Origin of the sequence: Roseibium sediminis, assembly GCF_008711325.1 — a bacterium.
GTDB lineage: Bacteria > Pseudomonadota > Alphaproteobacteria > Rhizobiales > Stappiaceae > Roseibium > Roseibium sediminis.
This window is the reverse complement of the sequence record NZ_VXDB01000041.1, coordinates 1-18,494: the sequence shown is the minus strand read 5'-3', so window position 1 is coordinate 18,494 and position 18,494 is coordinate 1. Positions and strand designations below refer to the sequence as shown.

The following is an 18,494-nucleotide window of genomic DNA, read 5'->3' as shown; positions in this document are numbered from 1 at the left end:
CCCAGGCTAATCATGCACTAACATTCAAACTGGACCGCTTAGGTGGGGCTGATCAAGACCTTTGATGAGGATGCTGTTAGAATTTTTATACCAGTTCGATGGGCTGTAGAACGGCAATTGCGCGCCGGGCAGATACCGGACAACTTCTCCTACTCCGCCTGACAATTCGAGCTTCAGACACCTTGGTGAATAAAACAGCGGCAATAAAAGGAGCGTGTCAACGCTCTGAAAAATGGCGGGCCGCGAAGGCAATTTGTAGGCCGAATTTATAGACGCTGAGTACGGTGGCTAACTGTTGTGAAATAAGAATTAGGTTGGGGCGCCCGGAGGCGCCCCTGTCCTATTTATACAAAATGGAAGTCATCAATTTGCAGTTGGCCAACCAAAATATTGTCCAGGCGGATGCTGGTATCCGCATCGATGGTGATATAGGTGTTCACACCGTCATCTGATGCGCTGGCGAGAACATCTGCAAAGGTTCCGAACAGGCTTGAGTCGAACTCGATGACATCTCCGGTTCCAAAGTCGGCAACGGTATCATGTCCGGTGTCGCCAAATGCAAAGACAAATGTGTCATTGCCCGCTCCGCCGACCAGATAGTCCGATCCTGCTCCACCGATGATCCGGTCGGAGCCGCCATAGCCAAAGAGAGTGTCGTTACCTGCCTGGCCGTCAATGGTGTTGGCGGCGTCCGTCCCCCAGACAACATTGTTGCCACTGCCCATGTGAGCATTTTCAAATGCGCCTTGAGCTAGGGAATATTGGCGGTTGTCAGCACCTGTGTAGATCAAGGTATCAATGCCAGCATCGCCCGAAAACCAAGTGTCATCGGCATCGGCATAAACGGTGTCGTTGCCATCTCCGCCCAGGAGGGAATCTGCACCTGCGCCACCGATCAGGGTGTCGTCTCCGCCGTAACCGTGGATCACGTCATTTCCGGCCTGACCATCGATGACGTTGTTGGCAGCAGTTCCCCAGACGGTGTTGTTGCCCGCACCGGCCTGCATGTTTTCGAAGGCGCCCTGGTCCATCGCATATTGGCGGTCATCAGTTCCCTGATAGATCAGGGTATCAACGCCTGCGTCACCCGAGAACCAGACATCATCGGCATCGGCATAAACGGTGTCGTTGCCATCTCCGCCCAAGAGGGAGTCCGCACCGGCCCCACCGATCAGGGTATCGTTCCCGCCGTAGCCGTGGATCACGTCATTGCCGGCCTGACCATTGATGACGTTGTTGGCAGCAGTTCCCCAAACGGTGTTGTTGCCCCCACCGGCCTCCATGTTTTCGAAGGCACCCTGATCCATCGCATACTGGCGGTCATCCGTTCCCTGATAGATCAAGGTGTCGATGCCAGCATCGCCGGAGAACCAAGCGTCATCTGCATCGGCATAAACGGTGTCGTTGCCATCCCCGCCCAAGAGGGAATCTGCACCGGCACCACCGATCAAGGTGTCGTCCCCGCCGTAGCCGTGGATCACGTCATTGCCGCCAAGGCCGGACAGAATATTTGCGTTTCCGTCCCCATGCAGGACATCGTCTCCGGCTGTGCCCGTAAAGGGAGTGTCGTTGATTGTGAGCTCAAAGGTATCAGTAACACCGGCTATACCATCATGAGCGGTCACCGACAGGCTAAGATTGCCATCAAAGCCCTGTGGCGGCGTGCCGGTGAAGGTACGTGTTGCGGCATCGAAGGAAAGCCAGTCTGGCAAGGGCGATCCATCAGCAAGTGATGCCGAATAGGTCAGTGCATCTCCGTCTGTGTCCGAGAAGGAAGTCGCCGGTACGGTGAAAGACCACTCCTGACCTTCCGTCGCCGTTTGGTCAACAATGGGCTCGTCAACCGATGGTGCAGTGTTCAATATTGCCAATACGTCCTGAAGGCTTAAAACGCGGTCACTCAGGGCAATTTGTTCAATGCCGGTTTCCAGCCCGCCGAAATAGTCTCGTATGATCAGCGTGCCAGCGAGACTGGAGCCTGCTATCCCTGTAATGACAAGGTCATTGGTTCCGGGTTGGTAGGTTGTGCTGGCGGCACCAATGAGAGCCGTTTGGGAATTGACCGTAGGTGCGCCACCACGGGCAAAAACGGTGTCCGCAAAGCTCTGAGAGGTCAGGTCTACCCTGTCCACGTCAGATGCAGAGCCAACATCAGTAACGACGTCTGTCCCCGACTTGCCCAAGTCCAAATAAGTGTCGCTACCACCCTTGCCAATTGCTGTGTCGTCTCCGACAGATCCGGTAATCAGGTTGTTGTCGCCGTCGCCTTCAGCGAGCCCGCCATTGTCGGCAGTATCGATGGAGTTGGAGTGATTGCGAATGCCTTGATTTCCGTTTTGGAAGTCTCTGATCCCAAAAATAGCCCCGAAATTTTCCAACTCTAGGAATACAAGGTCGGAGCCAATCCGGACTGCGCCTATTTCTGCAACCTGCGGCAGGCCGTCAACAACCATTGAAACAGTGGCCCTAGTGCCAGAATAGATGGAAAAATTCTCAAAAAAGGCGGTGTTAACGAGGTTCATGTTTCCCAATGAAAGTGTGCCTCCACCGCCATTGAGCCAGCCGGTACCACCATCGAAGGATATTTCGACATTTCCAGAGTTGTCGGTGTCGAGAATGTAATCGATATTGTCCAGTACACCGCGATTTTTTACATAGGCCTCGGCTGCATCTGACCAACGGATAGCTGTGGTGTTCGGGCTATCAACATTATGTTTGATTGAAATCTTGTATGTATCAAACCCATCTCCTCCAACAAGCAAGTCCGAAACAGTATCGTCTATAGCGGTACCTTCTACTGTTATTGTTCCTCCAATTAGTATGTCGTCTCCGTTACCGCCAACCAAAACGTCGCTGCCTACGCCACCAACTAGGACATCGTTTCCGTCTCCGCCAAACAGAAAATCACGCCCACCGCCTGCAACCAAAGTATCGTTTCCATTGATACCAATTAGAAGATCGGTTTTGGTGTCATTGTCATCGATACGGATTTCAACATCTCTGCCAGGTTCCCTAAGGAATCCGAACTTTGCCCGCTCGATTTTATCGTCGCCGATGTAATAACTTAAATCTAGTTTGGTAAAGTAATCAGAAAATTGTTCGCCATTATGACCCAAGCCAAGTACATGTCCAAAATAATGGGTTCGAACGGTGGCAGAATCACCCTCTATTTCTGCGACAACACTATTTCCAAAATCAACTGCGGTAAGAGGCGTGTTTATCGTTGTGTTTCCGAGAACTTCTGCATCTGGAGTTTTCAGAAAAGTATCGTATTGAGCCGCGGATGTCGCGATGGGGTCTGCAGTGCCTAGCGCGTAGTGGCTCAATTCGTGAGCTAGCATTCGCTCCAAGCTCACATATTGCATCGTGCCATCCTCGTTAATAAATGAAGATTCTTTCTCCGCAATTGCATTTTCGAAAAGAAACAACTTCTTTTGCACTGGGTCATATAGTGTTTCGCCATAAGGCGATTTTTCAATAAAATAGTCGTCACCACCATCTGGATTTAGTTTAATCAACTGGCTTCCTGTTGTGGTCGTTAGTACTTGTTCAAGAGAGTTGGCGATAGATTCGCGTTCAACTTCGTTGAAACCGGTAATATTCCATTTTATCGTTCTTGTTGATCCATCGTCCATATTAAGAACAAAAGACACAACTGTATTGTCGCTGTTAATCATAAAAAGCGCCTTTCAATGCAAATAATTATTTGTGTTTCTTGCAGGAGTCCGAAATCCGAAGAATTTCTTCGGCATTTTCATCTAGTAGCGGGTAATAGCGCTCTGATAAATCATAGTCTTCGCTAAGTGTCTTAACGCCAGTTTGGCATTTCAAGAATGCATTTTGCCAATAGAGTCGGTAGGCTGGAGCCAGACAGGACCACGTTTGATTAAGAGAAAACTCTGTAAATATAGCTCTTCCAGTTGCGGTTGATACCACGTTGGCACGATCTGACACGTTTAAGTAATCATAAAGACCGCGTTTTGCTTCATCCGAAGCAAATGGAAAATCTCTTGTTGTGTATGGAGTTATATATGATGTGTCTGGCGGATTTGTTTCTCTTGGGTGCAAGGACCCTAGTAGGTGAAATAGCGATTGGCCTGTAAAGATCGTTTCGCAGTAGTATTTGTTGTTTGAAAGCCTTGAGACTGTTATTCCCTCTACAATTTTTTTGTTATTTCCGGATCTCTTCGGGTGGGAGTAATAACCTAGTCCCGTGCTGTCATCTCTTACTTCACAAAAAACCATCCCAGAGTTTGTGGTGCCTGGTATTTTAGAGGTGGGAGGAAAATAAGCCCGACGGAGGGGGCGATTATCAAAACAAACCAACACATCGGCTTCAGTTGGGTCGCTTACGATTTCCAGATCCGGTTTGAATATCAGCGGCGAAAAGCTCTTTGAATTATTGGGCATATCCGATGAGTTAACATTTGGCGCCTCGTGATAATTACCCGATATCCAATATTTGAGATTGGCTTCAGCATGAACGCTGCCACTAATAGAAATTAATGTTGAGATACACAAAAAAGGGATGGAAAATTTGTCGAAATTCATAGAAAAACCTCTATAAAACATAATTTTTAAACATCAAAAATTATCTCTACATGATGGGTAGATATCTATTACTGTAACGCGTATGTAAGTCGATCAAATATTTAGAATATAAAATTCCTCTACGCTCAAAAATGCACCTCATGTCATGGCCCAATTTCAACATCGATCCTGAAGAATTGGAATCAGCTTCGCATAACGGTACGGTCGTCAATTGTGTCTCGCCAGAAACGATAAGTTGCATGGCGAAAAATCCTTATAGAGAAGTAGTCACCACATTGCCGTTTTGCGGATAGGAAGCTTTAAGAGGTGACAAACGTTAACTGCACGGCCTTTGGTGCAGGCTGTTTGCGCATCTGATTTGGAGCCACGCTAGCGTGGCCAGTAGCCGTCACTCTTCGCTCGTTTAATAAACGCCTCAAAGAGCAAACGATCGTCGACAATCCATGTTGGCGCATTGAGCTCCTCGTTTGTTGCCTCGGAGAGTGCATGCATTATCGAGCGTCGTTGTTCTGTATCTCGGGGATATTTTTGTGAGAGAAGAGGCATCACCTTTTCAACTGCATCTGCATGCTCATCAAGATTGTACCGTCTGAGCGTTTCGATCAATTCGGGTGCGAATGTACCGGACGAGTTGTATAGGTATTGATGGAAACCGCCGTTTCCACCTTCCAGAAACATCAAATGAAAAACGTGAAGATCAGCCAAGGCTTGAGGCAAAGTAGCCAGAGCATGAAGAGCCTCATCCGGGCTTTCCCAATCAGGCACACAGCTCGCGATCTGCCACAGGAGATAGTCAAAACGCGAGTATTCATCTATTGCTCTGAGTTTAGCCGAATAGTCGTCATAGGAGCCATCGCCTTCTATGAGTTTTTGTGCCGTTTCTAGTAGGTCGGGTTGCGCCGAATTAAATCGCCGAGACTGCTCTTCCAGTTCTGCATCTAGTTTCAGGTTGCGGATGGTGCCACTTCCATCGCTCCACTGGTAGTAGCGCTCACGCGGAGGGAAGTTCCAATTTGGAAACGCAGCCTTCACTGCTCGTAGCGCATCGGCATGAGCCACCAGACCTGCTCTGTCCAACACTTCAATGTAGATCTCATAAAGCCCCGCTTCCGGACCTGTGGCCAGTAACAACAAGGCATAGGAGCCATTCGTTTCCCATGCCAGCCGACTTAACAGAAGGGCGTCGCGCTCAGCTTGCGACTTTCCATCCAGTTTGCCCAATACCGTTTCTCGGGTTTTTCGGACATGGCTCGCGGAGCCATATTCACTGATATCGGAAATCGAGACGTCGCTATCTAACAATAGTCCTTCCGTTTTCAGCAGCTTGGTCATTGGGTAGTAGACCTTGTCCGGCTCCGGGCAGACCGGGGCCGGGTAAGCTGATTGTCCAGAAACAGCCAGAGCAGCAAGGAAAGTGGTCAAGAAGGCGGCCCTGCGAAGCAGTCCAGGGAGACAGGTCATAAAGACACCTTACTCAGTTGATCGTTCCGACTACGGGGCAGTGGTCACTGAGTTTTTGGCCAGCCTTTCCGGCATACCGAGCTGAGCCCTCGAGGGGGAGAGCGAGCTTACCGATTTCAGAAACATCTATGTTTTCTGCAAGGCTGTCGTCGAAAACGATGAAGTCGATATGTTCGTCGTAGAAAAATTTATCGTGGTAGACCCAGCAAGTTGTGTTTTTCCCTAGCGGACCCTTCAGGAGTTTCATGTCGGGTTCGCCATCATTGAGTTCGCCCCAAAAATGCTCGGTCTTGTTTGGAGCATCATCGAAGCGGTTTAGCTGACGATTGAAGTCGCCGAGAATGACTACGCTTATACCTTGATGGCGCTGTTGCTCGACCCAGTTTTCCAGGATCATCAATTGAGCAAGCAGAGTCCTGCAGTCGTATCGGGAGTGGCGCAGCTTCCCAGACTGGTCTTTGTCGAAAACGGGATTGAGAGAACTGTTGTTGCAGGATGATTTGAGGTGAACATTGAGAAGCTTTACTGGTTTGCCATTATGTTCAAACTCAACCAGCATGCCAGCGCGAACGGGGCGATCAATTGCGTCGCCGCGGCTGATTTCGACATTGTCGATCGAGAGCGAAGTGAGGGTTGAGACCGAAGGAAGTTCGGGGAACCGATCTTTGTTGATCGCGATCGCGGTGTAGATATTTCGGGTCTCGGGATCGATCTCGCTTCCAGGGCGATACAGGCTCGATATGAAAATCTCGTATTTGGATTCGTCAATAATTCGTTTCAAGGCCGCAGGGGAGCCAATTTCCTGAAAAGCGAATATATCGGCGCCAATTTCAGCCGTATATGCCTTTAATACATCGAAGTCCTGCTGATCTCTTGGTTCCGCCCCGCCTCTTAGTGCCTCACCATTTTCATGATGCAGGTTAGCGACATTCCAAGTTGCGATTTTGATCGGAGTTTCTGCTTGCGCTATCGCGCAAAGGGCGGCGAGCCAAGCTACAGACAAAAAGTGTCTCATCATTCATATCCCTTAAAAAAATCATACAAACGCTCTCAGTTTAAACCCTACGGCAATAGGTTCACAACGATGAATTTGTCGAAATAGTCAGGATGTAAAATCAATCAGAATGGCTGAATAGTTCATGTTGCCGGCAGATATTGTTTCATGGCGTTAACGAGCTCCACCATGTCTTGCTGTGTCAGGTTCTCGTGCAGTTTTTCCGGCCGTGCCAGCCGATCGTAGTGCGATGCGACACCATCATTGCCGAACAAGAGGAATTCATGAACGGTCAAGCCAATTGACTTTCCGATGTCCATGAACCGTTTCATGTTCTTGACCTCGTTTTGAGCCGGGGTGGGCTTATCCTCGTTGCGACGAACTGCCAAAACCAATCCGCTGGCATTGGCGTCAAGGCACACCTCCACAAGTGCCTTCGGGCTGTCATCATTAAGCGGGAATTCGTCTTTGGCAAAAACGTGAGAGCCCAATGCGCCAGCCTTTACGTCTAGAAGAAGCAAACCTGTCCAGTCGTCATTTCGGCCTTTGGTTACAGTGTTGAAGTAGGTTATGGCCCGCTGTCGACTATCTACCAACTGGCGTTCAACACACAAATCCAACTGATCTTCCAAAAGGTTGCGAATGGCTTGAACGAGGTGGATAGTGTCAATGGCCTCGTCATCCACCCCACTTAACCTCAGGGTTTCCCTGTCGGTTCGTACCACGGCGTTGAGAGACGAGTGTTCGGCGATGAGCTGTCTGGAGAGCTGATGGGCAATGCTCGCCGGCTGCGACAGTCCCAACAACACTTCCAGCAGAATGTGAGTTTTTTCTCCTTCTGGATCGTCAAGAACAGATTGGAGGTTACGAATGTAAGCCGGATCCTGTGACAGGATTGCCGGGACCATCTTGTCAACCGGCCTGTAGTGCATTCTTCAGCCTCCTCAGCAGCGTCCCTGGTTCAAAATCTCGTTGATCAAACGCCTCGGCTAGCTCGGTGATCTCATAACCGAGGCGGAGGTCGGCGTCTGGACAGGACTGTGCTTCCTCATCCAGCGCACGGTAGGCAGCTGCAAGGGCGTCAGAAAGGATATTCGGATCGCGTTTGGCCACATGCTCGGCAAAGGCCAGATAAGCGATTGCAAGGCCGCTCGTTTCGTCTGTCATGTTTTATCACTTTGCGTGCAATCAATGATTGTATTAATCAATAACTAAATATTAGCGTGAAACTCAACGTGAATTCCGTAGCTTACTCAGCGCCAAGGTAAGCTCATAAGGAGGGGGCGTACCAGTGGTAAGGCCGATTATCGGCACTGTACATACTCAGGCACAGGTCACTCGCCGCCGGCCTTGTGTAATGCCCTCCATATTTTTCGGAGTGAGTAATGAACAATTGCAGAAATTGCGAATTGAACAGGTCAGATCTTACCGAACGGGCATTTGCGGGATGTGAGATCGCCAAGGCGCAGGAACAGCAATCTCTATCGATGGCAGAATATGCCGAATCTATTGGAGCGCTGCTGACTGCCGAACAACTCAGACTCGCAGCCGAGCATTTTTCGAGGGCAGGCGACTTATTCCAGACTGTAATTCGGAAGGGGTATCAGGGCATGGGGAGTTCAGCTGGCGATCGCTAATTTCATTTCTCTTGAGGGCGGTTCTGCCGCCCTCAATCCCCATTGAGTATCGGCACCATTAGATAACGGGAGAGTTGGAATGCATAAAAGGGAACTCGCGGAGGTCGTTGCAGAGGTTATGTCCGATGAGGATTTGAACGCTCTAATCGTAACCTCCGTACCCATTCACGCGGGGCGCAAGGCTCCAGAGCCAGCTGCCAGTATCCGTCAGAATGATGAGGGCGAACCCGGATCAACACCGGACAAAAATGTCCCACCTTTTCACCGATCCCCAAAAGTGGGATGAAAAGGACCAAATAAGTCAGCAAAAACAATGTAGGGAAATTGAGGTGGAGGCCCCGACCGGAATCGAACCGGTGTACACGGATTTGCAATCCGCTGCGTCACCACTCCGCCACAGGGCCCCACGGTGGTGTGGAGCGCTTATCAATCAGTTGACGGACATAATCAAGACCCCAGTTGCTATCTTTCGCAAAATTCTACAGGTCCGACGGCGAGCCGTAGCGTTCGCGAAGGAATGTGTTATCAAGGGAAGTGCCTGCGCCTGTGGACAGTTTGGGCCTTGGGCTCCAAAAACGCAGGCTTCCACGTCAAACAGGGTACATACGCCACGTGACGCTTGTCAGTTTTCCTTCAGACCGGTAAGGAACCAAGAAACACACGTACGGCGATCAGGACGAGGCCGAGATGACGGATTACGCACAATCCCGTAGACGCATGGTGGACAACCAGCTGCGGACCAATGACGTTACAGACCTGCGCATCCTTGATGCCATGGAAATTATTCCGCGCGAAAAGTTTGTCTGCGCCTCAAAGCGCGCAGTCGCCTATATCGATGAAGACCTGCCCGTTGGCAGCACCGACAGCGGTCGCTATCTGCTGAAGCCACATGTTTTCGGCAAGCTGCTGCAGCTGGCACGTGTATCTTCCGAAGACATCGTGTTGCTGATTGGCGCCGGAACCGGCTACAGCACTGCAGTTCTCTCCAAGCTTGCTGCGTCCGTTGTTGCGGTTGAAGAGAACGAAGCCTTTGTCCAGTCCGCATCCGAAACCCTTGTTGACCTTGGTATCGAGAATGCCGTTGTGGTCGATGGCAAGCTGACTGAAGGGTATGCAAGCGAAGGCCCCTATGACGTGATTGTCGTCGATGGTGCCGTGGACATGCTTCCCGAAGCGATTCTCAAGCAACTGAAGTCCGATGGGCGTTTGGTGGCGATCGAAGGGCAGGGCGGAGCTGCTGCTGCACGTCTGTATCAGCGCTCTGAAGGTGGCGTGAGCGCCCGTTTCGGGTTCAATGCGTCGGCCAACCTGTTGCCGGGGTTCAAGAAAGAAGCCGAGTTCCAGTTTTAGGGAACTTGATGAGCGTTTGTCCGCATTCCTGCCCTGACAGGAATGCGGATAGTTGTTAATATGGGCTTGCGGTGACGGTCATTCCAACTGTTGCCAAATGGCCTCAGTAGGCAGAATAAACACCGAATTTGCGCGGGAAGGTTGCGGTATTCACCTCCTGTGTTCCATTTGTTCCCAGATTGACTTTGATGTCTTGCCGACCGGAGCCTGCTTGAGAGATGCGTTTTGATCTAAAGTCTTCCTTGCGAACAGCTGTCGCTGCCGGTGCTTTTCTTGTTGCCTCCGGGTTGTTTACAGGTTTTGGGTCTGCCCAGGCCGAAACGATCAAGGAAGCCCTTGCTCTTGCCTATTCCAACAATCCGACGCTGAACGCAGCTCGCGCCCAGCTGCGCAGTGTTGACGAGCGCGTACCGCAGGCGCTGTCGGGATGGCGTCCGAATGTTTCTGCGTCCGGGGAAATTGGTCGGATCAGAAGCGCCAACGATGGCCTTGATACGTATCGGACAAATTCTTCCATCGCTCTGAGCGTCAGTCAGGCGCTGTTCCGCGGCTTCAGAACGGTCAACTCGACCAAGCAGGCGGAAGCTCTCGTCCGTGCGCAGCGCGCAAGTCTGGAATCGACCGAACAGGATGTCCTGCTTGCAGCTGCTCAGTCCTATGTGGATGTCATTCGCGACACCGCTCTGGTGTCACTCCAGCGGAGCGACCTTCAGTTCCTGACCGAGCAGGTTCGCGCTGCAAAAGACCGTTTTGAAGTGGGGGAAGGCACCCGCACCGACGTATCGCAGGCTGAAGCGCGTGCTGCGGAGGCAAGTGCCCGCGTCAACAGCGCGCTGGCCAGCCTGAACGCAAGCCGCGCAATCTATCGTCAGGTTGTCGGCACGGATGCCAAGAACCTTTCCGCGGACACGTTTATCGAAACGGTTGTTCCGAATTCCCTTGAAGACGCCCTTGGCGCATCCAGCGCGACCCAGCCGTTGATCGTACAGTCGCAGCATCTCGTTGATGCCGCGACCTTTAACGTCAAGACGATCGAGGGCGAGCTGCTGCCAACCGTGACTGTTGACGGATCTGTCAGCCGGACATGGCAGCCGGGCGGCACAACGGATATCAACGACAGCGCCTCTATCTTTGGGCGTGTGAACATCCCGATCTATCAGGGTGGTGCGGTATCCTCGCGCGTTCGTCAGGCAAAGGAAGAACTCGGTCAGGCGCAGCTGCAGCTGGACGTCATTCGCGATCAGGTTCGGGCAAACGTGATCTCCGCCTGGGGCAATTACCAAGCCGCTGGCGCATCCATTGAGGCAGCCCGTGCGGCTGTTGAAGCATCCCAGCTCGCACTTGAAGGTGTGATCGAGGAGCAGCGTGTCGGTCAGCGCACAACGCTTGACGTGCTGGACGCCCAGCGCGAGCTCGTCAACCAGCGGGTCAATCTGGTGAGCGCGCAGCGCAACCGGATCGTTGGCGGTTACCAGCTGGTCTCTGCAGTCGGACGGCTTGATGCAGGTAGTCTCGGCTTGTCAGTGGCAAGATACGAGCCCAAGAAGCACTACAAGGCGGTTCGCGACAAGTGGTACGGCCTGCGCACGCCGGATGGTCGGTAAAACTTCTGTATCCGCTTGATAGAGCAAAAGAATATCTTGAAAAGCCCTGACGCATCTTGCTGTTAGGGCTTTTTTGATATTGGCATGTGACGCTAAGTAAAACTGCGAAGTTATTTGTGGGAACCGGCGGAAACTTGCGAATCTAAAAAGGGGAAAAGGCGTTCAGAGTCAGCTCGTTCGCTTTTACCATGATCATTTGCCCCCCATAATCCAGATTAACGAATCATTCAATTCTGTCTGAATGGTGAATTAGTAGCCGGTTAGTACGGGGGAATTCATGGCAGAGGCTAGTCAGGCCGCAGAGCCCTCGATGGAGGAAATCCTCGCATCGATCCGCCGCATAATATCTGACGAGGACGCAGACGCAGGCGAGCAAACCAATGGAAGCGATGCAGTAGCCACGAATGACAACCCTGATGGATCAGAGGCCGATATGAGTGATGCAACGGAACTGTCCCAGGACGACCTCGACAAGTTGTTTGACATGGACGAAATCTCCGGTGATGACGGCGGAGATGATGTTGATGACATGGCAGCGGCCATGGAAGAAGACGCCATGGAGGACGAGACAGGGTTTCCGGATGAAGAGCCGGAAGACGATGTTCTTGAACTGACCGGCGATCTGGAACTGACAGAGGATCTTGAGCTTTCCGAAGACGATATGTCTGGTGGCGGCGACATGGAGCTCGTCGAGGGGCTCGCCGAAGATCTGGACTCCGACAGCGCTGATATCGGATTTGCTGCAGCTGAGGAGGAAGAATTCCCGGAAGAGGAAGGCGAGCCGGATTTCGAAATAGAATCCGCTGCTGCGCCTGAGCCCGATCCGTTCGAGGAAGAGGAAATGCCTGTTGCGGCTGCACCTGCTCCTGCGCCGATCCCGGCAGCGACAATTGCGACCAAACCGGTTCCCACGACCGATCTTCCGAGCGTTGATGATGACACCCCGCTGATTTCAAATGAATCAGGTGCTGCCATTTACTCGGCGCTGGACAATCTGTCTGCGATGTTTGTGGGCAGCAAGGCCCAGACGGTAGAAGAACTGATCCAGGAAATGCTGCGCCCGATGCTAAAGGCGTGGCTGGACCAGAACCTTCCGGGCATGGTCGAGCAGATGGTTCAAAAGGAAATCAAGCGGATCACCCGCGGGCGCTGATTTTCGGAGCTGAATTGAGCTTCACGACAGGGGCGGCTGGAAACGGCAGCCCCTGAAGTTTTTCCGGGCTATGCCCGAGCAGAGCTCGCTCCACTCGCAAGCCTGACAGGCCGCTCGCAAGGCGCCGTTTGAGAAAGCTTGCCGTAGTTGCGCAACATCCTCGGACACCAGCCGGATGATGCGGACATCTCTTCCCAGACCAAGCTCCGTGATCACGGCATCCAGTGCCTGCCTGTCTCGCAGCTTTACGCTGTCGTTGTGACAGTGATGATCTTGCTCCTTCAGCATCGGCGCACAAATGTCGTCAGGCCCTTCGACAATTTCGATTGTCTCACCGTCGTTCAGCCGCGCGACAATGCGCTCGTAATTGGCAACGAAGGCAGGTGTGTATCCCTTGCCGAGATAGGTCAGCACACAAAGCAAATGATGGGGGCGAAGGCGCAGTGTCATGTGTTCGCTTATGGCAGAGCTGGATTGTTTTCCCAAGTCTTTCGGTGATTGTCATGACTTTGGCAGGTTCGAGCGCGCACGAGGTCTCATGCCGGGTTGACTTGGAGCCCGGCTTCCGATTTACACGAAGGCCGTTCAACAAGACCGATAATCCTCCTGCTGAGTGTTCTCATGCTAGACAAAACCTATGACGCGGCCAGCGTTGAGCCGCGGATTTACGAAACCTGGGAAAACGCCGGAGCCTTCAAGGCCGGAGCCGGCGCACAGGAAGGCGCGGATGCCTTCACCATCGTAATTCCGCCGCCGAACGTGACCGGTTCGCTGCACATGGGGCACGCGCTCAACAACACCCTGCAGGATATTCTGATCCGCTGGAAGCGCATGCAGGGGTATGACGTCCTGTGGCAGCCTGGAACCGACCATGCGGGCATCGCGACGCAGATGGTTGTCGAGCGCGAGCTGATGGAAGCGCAGCAGCCGGGGCGCCGGGAGATGGGCCGCGAGGCCTTTGTCGAGCGCGTCTGGGAACAAAAGCGCAAGTCGGAAGGCACGATCCTTGGACAGCTGAAACGTCTCGGCGCGTCCTGTGACTGGAGCCGGACGGAATTCACCATGTCACCGAACCTGTCGGCGGCGGTGCTCAAGGTCTTTGTCGAGCTCTATAATCAGGGCCTGATCTACCGCTCCAAGCGCCTCGTCAACTGGGATCCGAAGTTCGAAACCGCGATTTCCGACCTTGAGGTGGAGAACATCGAGACCGATGGCCACATGTGGCACTTCAAGTACCCGTTGGCCGGCGGCGAAACCTATGAGTATGTCGAGAAGGACGAGGAAGGGAACATCACCCTCCGCGAAACCCGCGACTATATCTCCATTGCGACAACACGTCCTGAAACCATGCTGGGCGATGGTGCAGTTGCCGTTCACCCGTCCGATGAGCGCTACAAGCCGATCATCGGCAAGCTGTGCGAAATCCCGGTTGGACCGAAGGAACACCGCCGTCTGATCCCGATCATCACCGACGACTATCCGGATCCGACCTTCGGGTCCGGTGCGGTGAAGATTACCGGTGCACATGATTTCAACGACAACGGCGTTGCCCAGCGCAACAACATCCCGATGTATCGCCTTATGGATACCAAGGGCGCCATGCGCTCTGACGGGGTTCCCTATGCCGAGGAAGCTGCCAAGGCGCAGGCGATCATCGAAGGTGCCGAGTTCACGATCAACGAAGTCGATGCGATCAACATCGTCCCGGATGATCTGCGCGGTCTGGACCGTTATGAGGCCCGCAAGCGTGTGATCGATCAGATCACTGCTGAAGGCCTGGCGGTGATGGTTCCGAGTGACGACCCGCAGGTCGCGTGGATGAAGGGGCAGGCGCCGGAGTGGCACCCGCTCGGGCGTGCCATCGTTCGCCCCCTCGGCGAAGAGGACGAAGCGCCAACGCACCTGCCTTTGGTCGAATCCAAGAAGATCATGCAGCCCTATGGCGACCGGTCCAAGGTGGTCATCGAGCCCATGCTGACAGACCAGTGGTTTGTCGATGCCAAGACATTGGCCGAGCCGGCACTGAAGGCCGTTCAGGACGGCACCACCAAGTTCGTTCCGGGCAACTGGGACAAGACCTACTACAACTGGCTCAATGACATCCAGCCGTGGTGCATCTCCCGCCAGCTGTGGTGGGGACACCAGATCCCGGTCTGGTATGATGAAGACGGCAAGGAATACTGCGCGACAACCGAAGAAGAGGCGATCAAGCTCGCAGGCGGCAAGCAGCTGAAGCGGGACGAGGACGTTCTCGACACCTGGTTCTCCTCTGCTCTGTGGCCGTTTTCCACACTTGGTTGGCCGAACCAGACACCGGAGCTGGAGCGCTACTACAAGACGGACGTGCTGATTACCGGCTTTGACATCATCTTCTTCTGGGTCGCCCGAATGATGATGCAGGGCATCCACTTCATGAAGGAAGTGCCGTTCCACACGGTCTATATCAATTCCATCGTGGTCGACAAAAACGGGAAGAAGATGTCCAAATCCGTGGGCAACGTTCTCGACCCTCTGGAACTGATCGACTCCTTCGGCGCTGACGCAACGCGCTTTGCGCTTGCCAGCCAGGAAGTGCAGGGCCGACGCGCGCTGCGCATGTCCGATCAGGCAGCAGAGGGCGGACAGCGGTTTGCCACCAAGCTCTGGAACGCGGCGCGTTTTGCCGAGATGAACGGCTGCGCACGCGTGGCCGGGTTTGATCCAGCCTCGACGAAGCACACCCTCAATCGCTGGATAGCCACGGAAACAGGCCGCTGCATCACGGAAGTCACCAAGGCACTGGAAGACTATCGCTTCAACGACGCTTCCAGCGGGGCGTACCGCTTTGTCTGGAACACGTTCTGCGACTGGTATCTGGAGCTCGCCAAGCCGATCTTCAATGGCGACGACGAAGCTGCCAAGGAAGAGACGCGCGCAACGGCGGCCTGGGCCATTGACGAGATCCTGAAGATCCTTCACCCGTTCATGCCTTTCCTGACAGAAGAGCTGTGGGAGCGCCTCGGCGAAAACGGCGTCAAGCAGGACAAGCTTCTGATCCTCACCGAATGGCCGCAGCCGACCGTGGTCGACGAGGCGGCTGCTGGTGAAATCAACTGGCTCGTCTCCCTGATCTCCGATATTCGCTCCCTGCGCGCGGAAATGAACGTGCCGGCGGGTGCAAAGGTTCCGGTTGTCGTGGTTGATGCGGATGCGGAAACCAAGGCCCGTGTCGAGCGTCACGAAAGCGCGATCCTGCGTCTTGCCCGCGCCGAGAGTGTCGTTCTGGCGGATGCTGCTCCCAAGGGCGCGGCGCAGATTGTTGTAGGTTCCACGACCGTCTGCCTTCTGCTCGCCGACATCATCGATCTTTCCGCCGAAAAGGCTCGCCTTTCCAAGGAGGCTGGCAAGCTGAAAGACGAGATTGGCCGGATCGAGAAGAAGCTCAACAATCCAAAGTTCGTCGACAAGGCTCCGGCTGAAGTCGTCGACGGTGAGCGCGAAAAGATGGCCGAGTTCGCCGAGAAGCTTGCCAAGGTTGATGTTGCCTTGGCTCGACTGGCGGACATGGGCTGATTGAGCAGTTTGAAATAAAGTGAGGGATGGCCCGATTTTCGGCAAGATCGGGCCATTCTTTGTGTTTAACTTCAAAACCGGATGCAGCGATGGGCCGAATCTGGTCACATGCTCCTGCGAAGGCAAACGGTAAGACGACATGGGTGTTCAGGTGAATAGAGGCGGCAAGATCGGCGCATTGGCTGGTTTGACGATGCTGGCGGGATCTTCGGTTGCCGGTTCGGCTGTTGCCCAGAGCGAAGCGCCACCGCAGAAAATCGAGAACCCGGTTGCCGTGTTTTCCGGTCTGGACAAGATCACCGGTCGGATCATCAATTTCGATGTTTATATGGGCGAAACAGTCCAGTTCGGTGCGCTTCAGGTGACACCGCGCGTGTGCCACACCAGACCCAAGACGGAAAACCCGCTGACGACCGGGTTCGTTCAGGTTGACGAAATAACCCTGAACAACGAGGTCCGGCGTATCTTTTCAGGCTGGATGTATGCGGCCAGTCCGGGTCTGCACGCGGTAGAACACGGCGTCTACGACATCTGGCTGACCGATTGCAGGACCACGTCCAAGGTTCCGCCGCCAGAGGGCTATTCCGGGCCTCCCGTGGCCGAAGCTGCACCAGAGGGTGTCGATACGCTCGCAGGTCCCGACAACGGCTCAACGACGATTGTAGCGCCGCGTCCCAAACCCTTTCAGGGTTAGAAGCTGACGCCGGTCAGGCGAAGGTCGGAAGAAACTGCAGAAGGCTCAGGATATACGGGTATACCTTTGAGGTTGGTAGAATCCAGACGAACGCCATCGTCGGTACCAGCCAGTGCAGATTGGCAAATGCCTCGAAATTGGAAATGCGCCGCAGTAACAGGAACACCGCAGCCCCGATAATCGAAAAAATAAAAAATTCCAGCGATTGCATCGTAAAACCGAGCCACATGGACAATGCAGTGATGTATTGCGTCAGTTTTTCATCGACATAACCCGCGATCGAAAACGTAAACATCAGTAGATATACAGTGAATCCGAAAAGGATATTAGACCCGATATCCTTGATCGGGAATCCGCTAAGCAGAGTGGACCCAATGAAAAGAGAGATGATTCCAAGACTATATCTGTTTGTAAAAGTCATCGGCTTGCCAAAGAATTGAAACGAGTAAAGTGACTATAGGATAATTAAGTTAAATAGGTATAATTATCCATCTGCTTCGTATCTTGTGCTTAATAAAGACTTGATGCTCCTGATGAAATTGCAGATTTGGCGCGGATACTCCCAAAGATGCGCGTTTTCCGTGCGAGGCTTGCAGCACAGTGATCGTTTTGGCTGGTGTATGAAAACTCAAGCCCTCTAGCCGGTTCTCCTTGTTTCACATCTCCCATGGCCCGGCGTCTTTCGATGTAGAGAAACATCGGCGCCAGGGGCGGACAATGGAAAACATCAGCTATGCGAACGGTACAGGGGATGCGCTCTTTAAAAGGATCAAGGAGCGATTGAAGGCGCGGTTAAGCGGATGCGATGACCTTTGTAATCCGATGATGACGCCGTTTTTGCAGCGTCTGCCAACCGAGACTTTGCTTTGCAAGTCCATAGAACCGGTGTCGATTGAGGCGCTGGTCTTCGGGTTCAAAAAGGGAACGGATCCTGCCGGGGTTTCACCGTTGCAGGACCTGACAGCGAATACAACCTCAGGTCGTCTGTTTCAGGTAGGGTCGGCCATTTCGGTGAAAACCGCCACACCAAACCAGATCATGCCTCTTTCTAACATGAAGAAGCTGAATTCGATCGTGACTTACTATGTCATGTCGGTAGTTGCGAAAGGAGATGAAGCCGAGCGCTACAAGCGACGTATGGTGGCGATATATCTCGACTACGAGGACAAGTCCGACGGCGCGTCCAGTCGTGTCATTTGTGCCGGGACAAGCGAGTTTGCGGCGATAAAAGTATCCGAGCTGACACCGGCGGACGTGCTGGTCGGCTGCAATGAAAAGATGGAGAACTTTAACAAGCGGACCAAGGACTACGTCATGGACAGCGAAGTGAACGCTGTTGCCATGAACCTGCAGCCGTTTGGAGCGGGGAACAATGTGGTTCAGTTTCCAAATGTCGCCTATCGGGAGATCAAGGGGCGATCGAGTACCTATATCGAGAACATTGGGACTATTCTGAATTTTGTGCTCTGGCGTGTTAGCTCTCGGATGAGGAGACCCG

15 protein-coding genes and 1 tRNA gene are annotated in these 18,494 nt (G+C 53.1%); 7 read left to right on the top strand and 9 right to left on the bottom strand.

Features of this window, described 5'->3' with window-relative positions; genetic code table 11:
* Positions 1-344 precede the first annotated feature (344 nt).
* From F0155_RS24075 to F0155_RS21835, 6 genes are all read right to left on the bottom strand, one after another.
* On the bottom strand, positions 345-3,677 hold the full coding sequence (locus F0155_RS24075; RefSeq protein WP_150526695.1) for a putative Ig domain-containing protein: 3,333 nt from the start codon (positions 3,675-3,677) through the stop codon (positions 345-347).
* A 25-nt stretch (positions 3,678-3,702) separates the two neighbouring features.
* The gene (locus F0155_RS21855; RefSeq protein WP_150526694.1) at positions 3,703-4,551 is read right to left on the bottom strand and encodes a hypothetical protein; all 849 of its coding nucleotides are present in this window, start codon (positions 4,549-4,551) and stop codon (positions 3,703-3,705) included.
* A gap of 369 nt (positions 4,552-4,920) precedes the next feature.
* Positions 4,921-5,973 carry a DMP19 family protein gene (locus F0155_RS21850; protein WP_161599878.1) on the bottom strand — a complete coding sequence of 351 codons (1,053 nt, stop codon included), beginning with the start codon at positions 5,971-5,973 and terminating at the stop codon, positions 4,921-4,923.
* Between the two features lie 52 nt (positions 5,974-6,025).
* Entirely contained in the window at positions 6,026-7,027 is a 1,002-nt protein-coding gene (locus F0155_RS21845; RefSeq protein WP_161599877.1) for an endonuclease/exonuclease/phosphatase family protein, read from the bottom strand.
* 122 nt (positions 7,028-7,149) lie between these two features.
* Entirely contained in the window at positions 7,150-7,938 is a 789-nt protein-coding gene (locus F0155_RS21840) for a JAB domain-containing protein (RefSeq protein ID WP_150526691.1), read from the bottom strand.
* Positions 7,919-8,173: a hypothetical protein gene (locus tag F0155_RS21835; RefSeq protein ID WP_150526690.1), complete on the bottom strand. Its 255-nt coding sequence runs from the start codon at positions 8,171-8,173 to the stop codon at positions 7,919-7,921. Before F0155_RS21835 ends, F0155_RS21840 begins: the two co-directional genes overlap by 20 nt.
* Before the next feature lie 218 nt (positions 8,174-8,391).
* On the opposite strand from F0155_RS21835, the gene F0155_RS21830 reads away from it, so the two are divergent.
* On the top strand, positions 8,392-8,643 hold the full coding sequence (locus F0155_RS21830; protein WP_150526689.1) for a hypothetical protein: 252 nt from the start codon (positions 8,392-8,394) through the stop codon (positions 8,641-8,643).
* A 330-nt stretch (positions 8,644-8,973) separates the two neighbouring features.
* Here F0155_RS21830 and F0155_RS21825 read toward each other — a convergent pair.
* Positions 8,974-9,047: transfer RNA gene (locus tag F0155_RS21825), tRNA-Cys, on the bottom strand.
* A gap of 283 nt (positions 9,048-9,330) precedes the next feature.
* Between F0155_RS21825 and F0155_RS21820 the strand changes: the two genes are divergently transcribed.
* The 3 genes from F0155_RS21820 to F0155_RS23980 all read left to right on the top strand — a co-directional run bounded on the left by F0155_RS21820 (position 9,331) and on the right by F0155_RS23980 (position 12,750).
* Positions 9,331-9,993 carry a protein-L-isoaspartate O-methyltransferase family protein gene (locus F0155_RS21820; protein WP_150526688.1) on the top strand — a complete coding sequence of 221 codons (663 nt, stop codon included), beginning with the start codon at positions 9,331-9,333 and terminating at the stop codon, positions 9,991-9,993.
* 218 nt (positions 9,994-10,211) lie between these two features.
* Positions 10,212-11,597, top strand: a complete 1,386-nt coding sequence (locus tag F0155_RS21815) for a TolC family outer membrane protein (protein WP_150526687.1) — start codon at positions 10,212-10,214, stop codon at positions 11,595-11,597.
* A 277-nt stretch (positions 11,598-11,874) separates the two neighbouring features.
* Positions 11,875-12,750 (top strand): PopZ family protein, encoded by an 876-nt coding sequence (locus F0155_RS23980; protein ID WP_150526686.1) that lies wholly within the window; start codon positions 11,875-11,877, stop codon positions 12,748-12,750.
* Between the two features lie 21 nt (positions 12,751-12,771).
* Here F0155_RS23980 and F0155_RS21805 read toward each other — a convergent pair whose 3' ends face one another.
* A complete protein-coding gene (locus F0155_RS21805) occupies positions 12,772-13,200 on the bottom strand; it encodes a DUF1284 domain-containing protein (protein ID WP_150526685.1) in 429 nt (142 codons plus the stop codon).
* Positions 13,201-13,371: 171 nt separating this feature from the next.
* Here F0155_RS21805 and F0155_RS21800 point away from each other — a divergent pair, with 171 nt between their 5' ends.
* The gene (locus F0155_RS21800) at positions 13,372-16,302 is read left to right on the top strand and encodes a valine--tRNA ligase (RefSeq protein ID WP_150526684.1); all 2,931 of its coding nucleotides are present in this window, start codon (positions 13,372-13,374) and stop codon (positions 16,300-16,302) included.
* Between the two features lie 139 nt (positions 16,303-16,441).
* Complete coding sequence (locus tag F0155_RS21795) at positions 16,442-16,996, top strand: DUF2155 domain-containing protein (protein ID WP_425299992.1); 555 nt, start codon at positions 16,442-16,444, stop codon at positions 16,994-16,996.
* 13 nt (positions 16,997-17,009) lie between these two features.
* Here F0155_RS21795 and F0155_RS21790 read toward each other — a convergent pair whose 3' ends face one another.
* On the bottom strand, positions 17,010-17,291 hold the full coding sequence (locus F0155_RS21790) for a hypothetical protein (RefSeq protein WP_150526683.1): 282 nt from the start codon (positions 17,289-17,291) through the stop codon (positions 17,010-17,012).
* A gap of 422 nt (positions 17,292-17,713) precedes the next feature.
* Between F0155_RS21790 and F0155_RS21785 the strand changes: the two genes are divergently transcribed.
* Positions 17,714-18,494: hypothetical protein (locus F0155_RS21785; RefSeq protein WP_150526682.1), on the top strand; the 781-nt coding region annotated here is incomplete at its 3' end.

What these genes read in the sequence shown, in the direction of transcription:
- F0155_RS21830 (WP_150526689.1), top strand. Translation starts at nt 8,392, where the DNA reads ATGAACAATTGCAGAAATTGCGAATTGAACAGGTCAGATCTTACCGAA.
- F0155_RS21820 (WP_150526688.1), top strand. Translation starts at nt 9,331, where the DNA reads ATGACGGATTACGCACAATCCCGTAGACGCATGGTGGACAACCAGCTG.
- F0155_RS21790 (WP_150526683.1), bottom strand. Translation starts at nt 17,291, where the DNA reads ATGTTTACGTTTTCGATCGCGGGTTATGTCGATGAAAAACTGACGCAA.
- F0155_RS21815 (WP_150526687.1), top strand. Translation starts at nt 10,212, where the DNA reads ATGCGTTTTGATCTAAAGTCTTCCTTGCGAACAGCTGTCGCTGCCGGT.
- F0155_RS21835 (WP_150526690.1), bottom strand. Translation starts at nt 8,173, where the DNA reads ATGACAGACGAAACGAGCGGCCTTGCAATCGCTTATCTGGCCTTTGCC.
- F0155_RS24075 (WP_150526695.1), bottom strand. Translation starts at nt 3,677, where the DNA reads ATGATTAACAGCGACAATACAGTTGTGTCTTTTGTTCTTAATATGGAC.
- F0155_RS21795 (WP_425299992.1), top strand. Translation starts at nt 16,442, where the DNA reads ATGGGTGTTCAGGTGAATAGAGGCGGCAAGATCGGCGCATTGGCTGGT.
- F0155_RS21845 (WP_161599877.1), bottom strand. Translation starts at nt 7,027, where the DNA reads ATGAGACACTTTTTGTCTGTAGCTTGGCTCGCCGCCCTTTGCGCGATA.
- F0155_RS21855 (WP_150526694.1), bottom strand. Translation starts at nt 4,551, where the DNA reads ATGAATTTCGACAAATTTTCCATCCCTTTTTTGTGTATCTCAACATTA.
- F0155_RS21800 (WP_150526684.1), top strand. Translation starts at nt 13,372, where the DNA reads ATGCTAGACAAAACCTATGACGCGGCCAGCGTTGAGCCGCGGATTTAC.
- F0155_RS21840 (WP_150526691.1), bottom strand. Translation starts at nt 7,938, where the DNA reads ATGCACTACAGGCCGGTTGACAAGATGGTCCCGGCAATCCTGTCACAG.
- F0155_RS21805 (WP_150526685.1), bottom strand. Translation starts at nt 13,200, where the DNA reads ATGACACTGCGCCTTCGCCCCCATCATTTGCTTTGTGTGCTGACCTAT.
- F0155_RS23980 (WP_150526686.1), top strand. Translation starts at nt 11,875, where the DNA reads ATGGCAGAGGCTAGTCAGGCCGCAGAGCCCTCGATGGAGGAAATCCTC.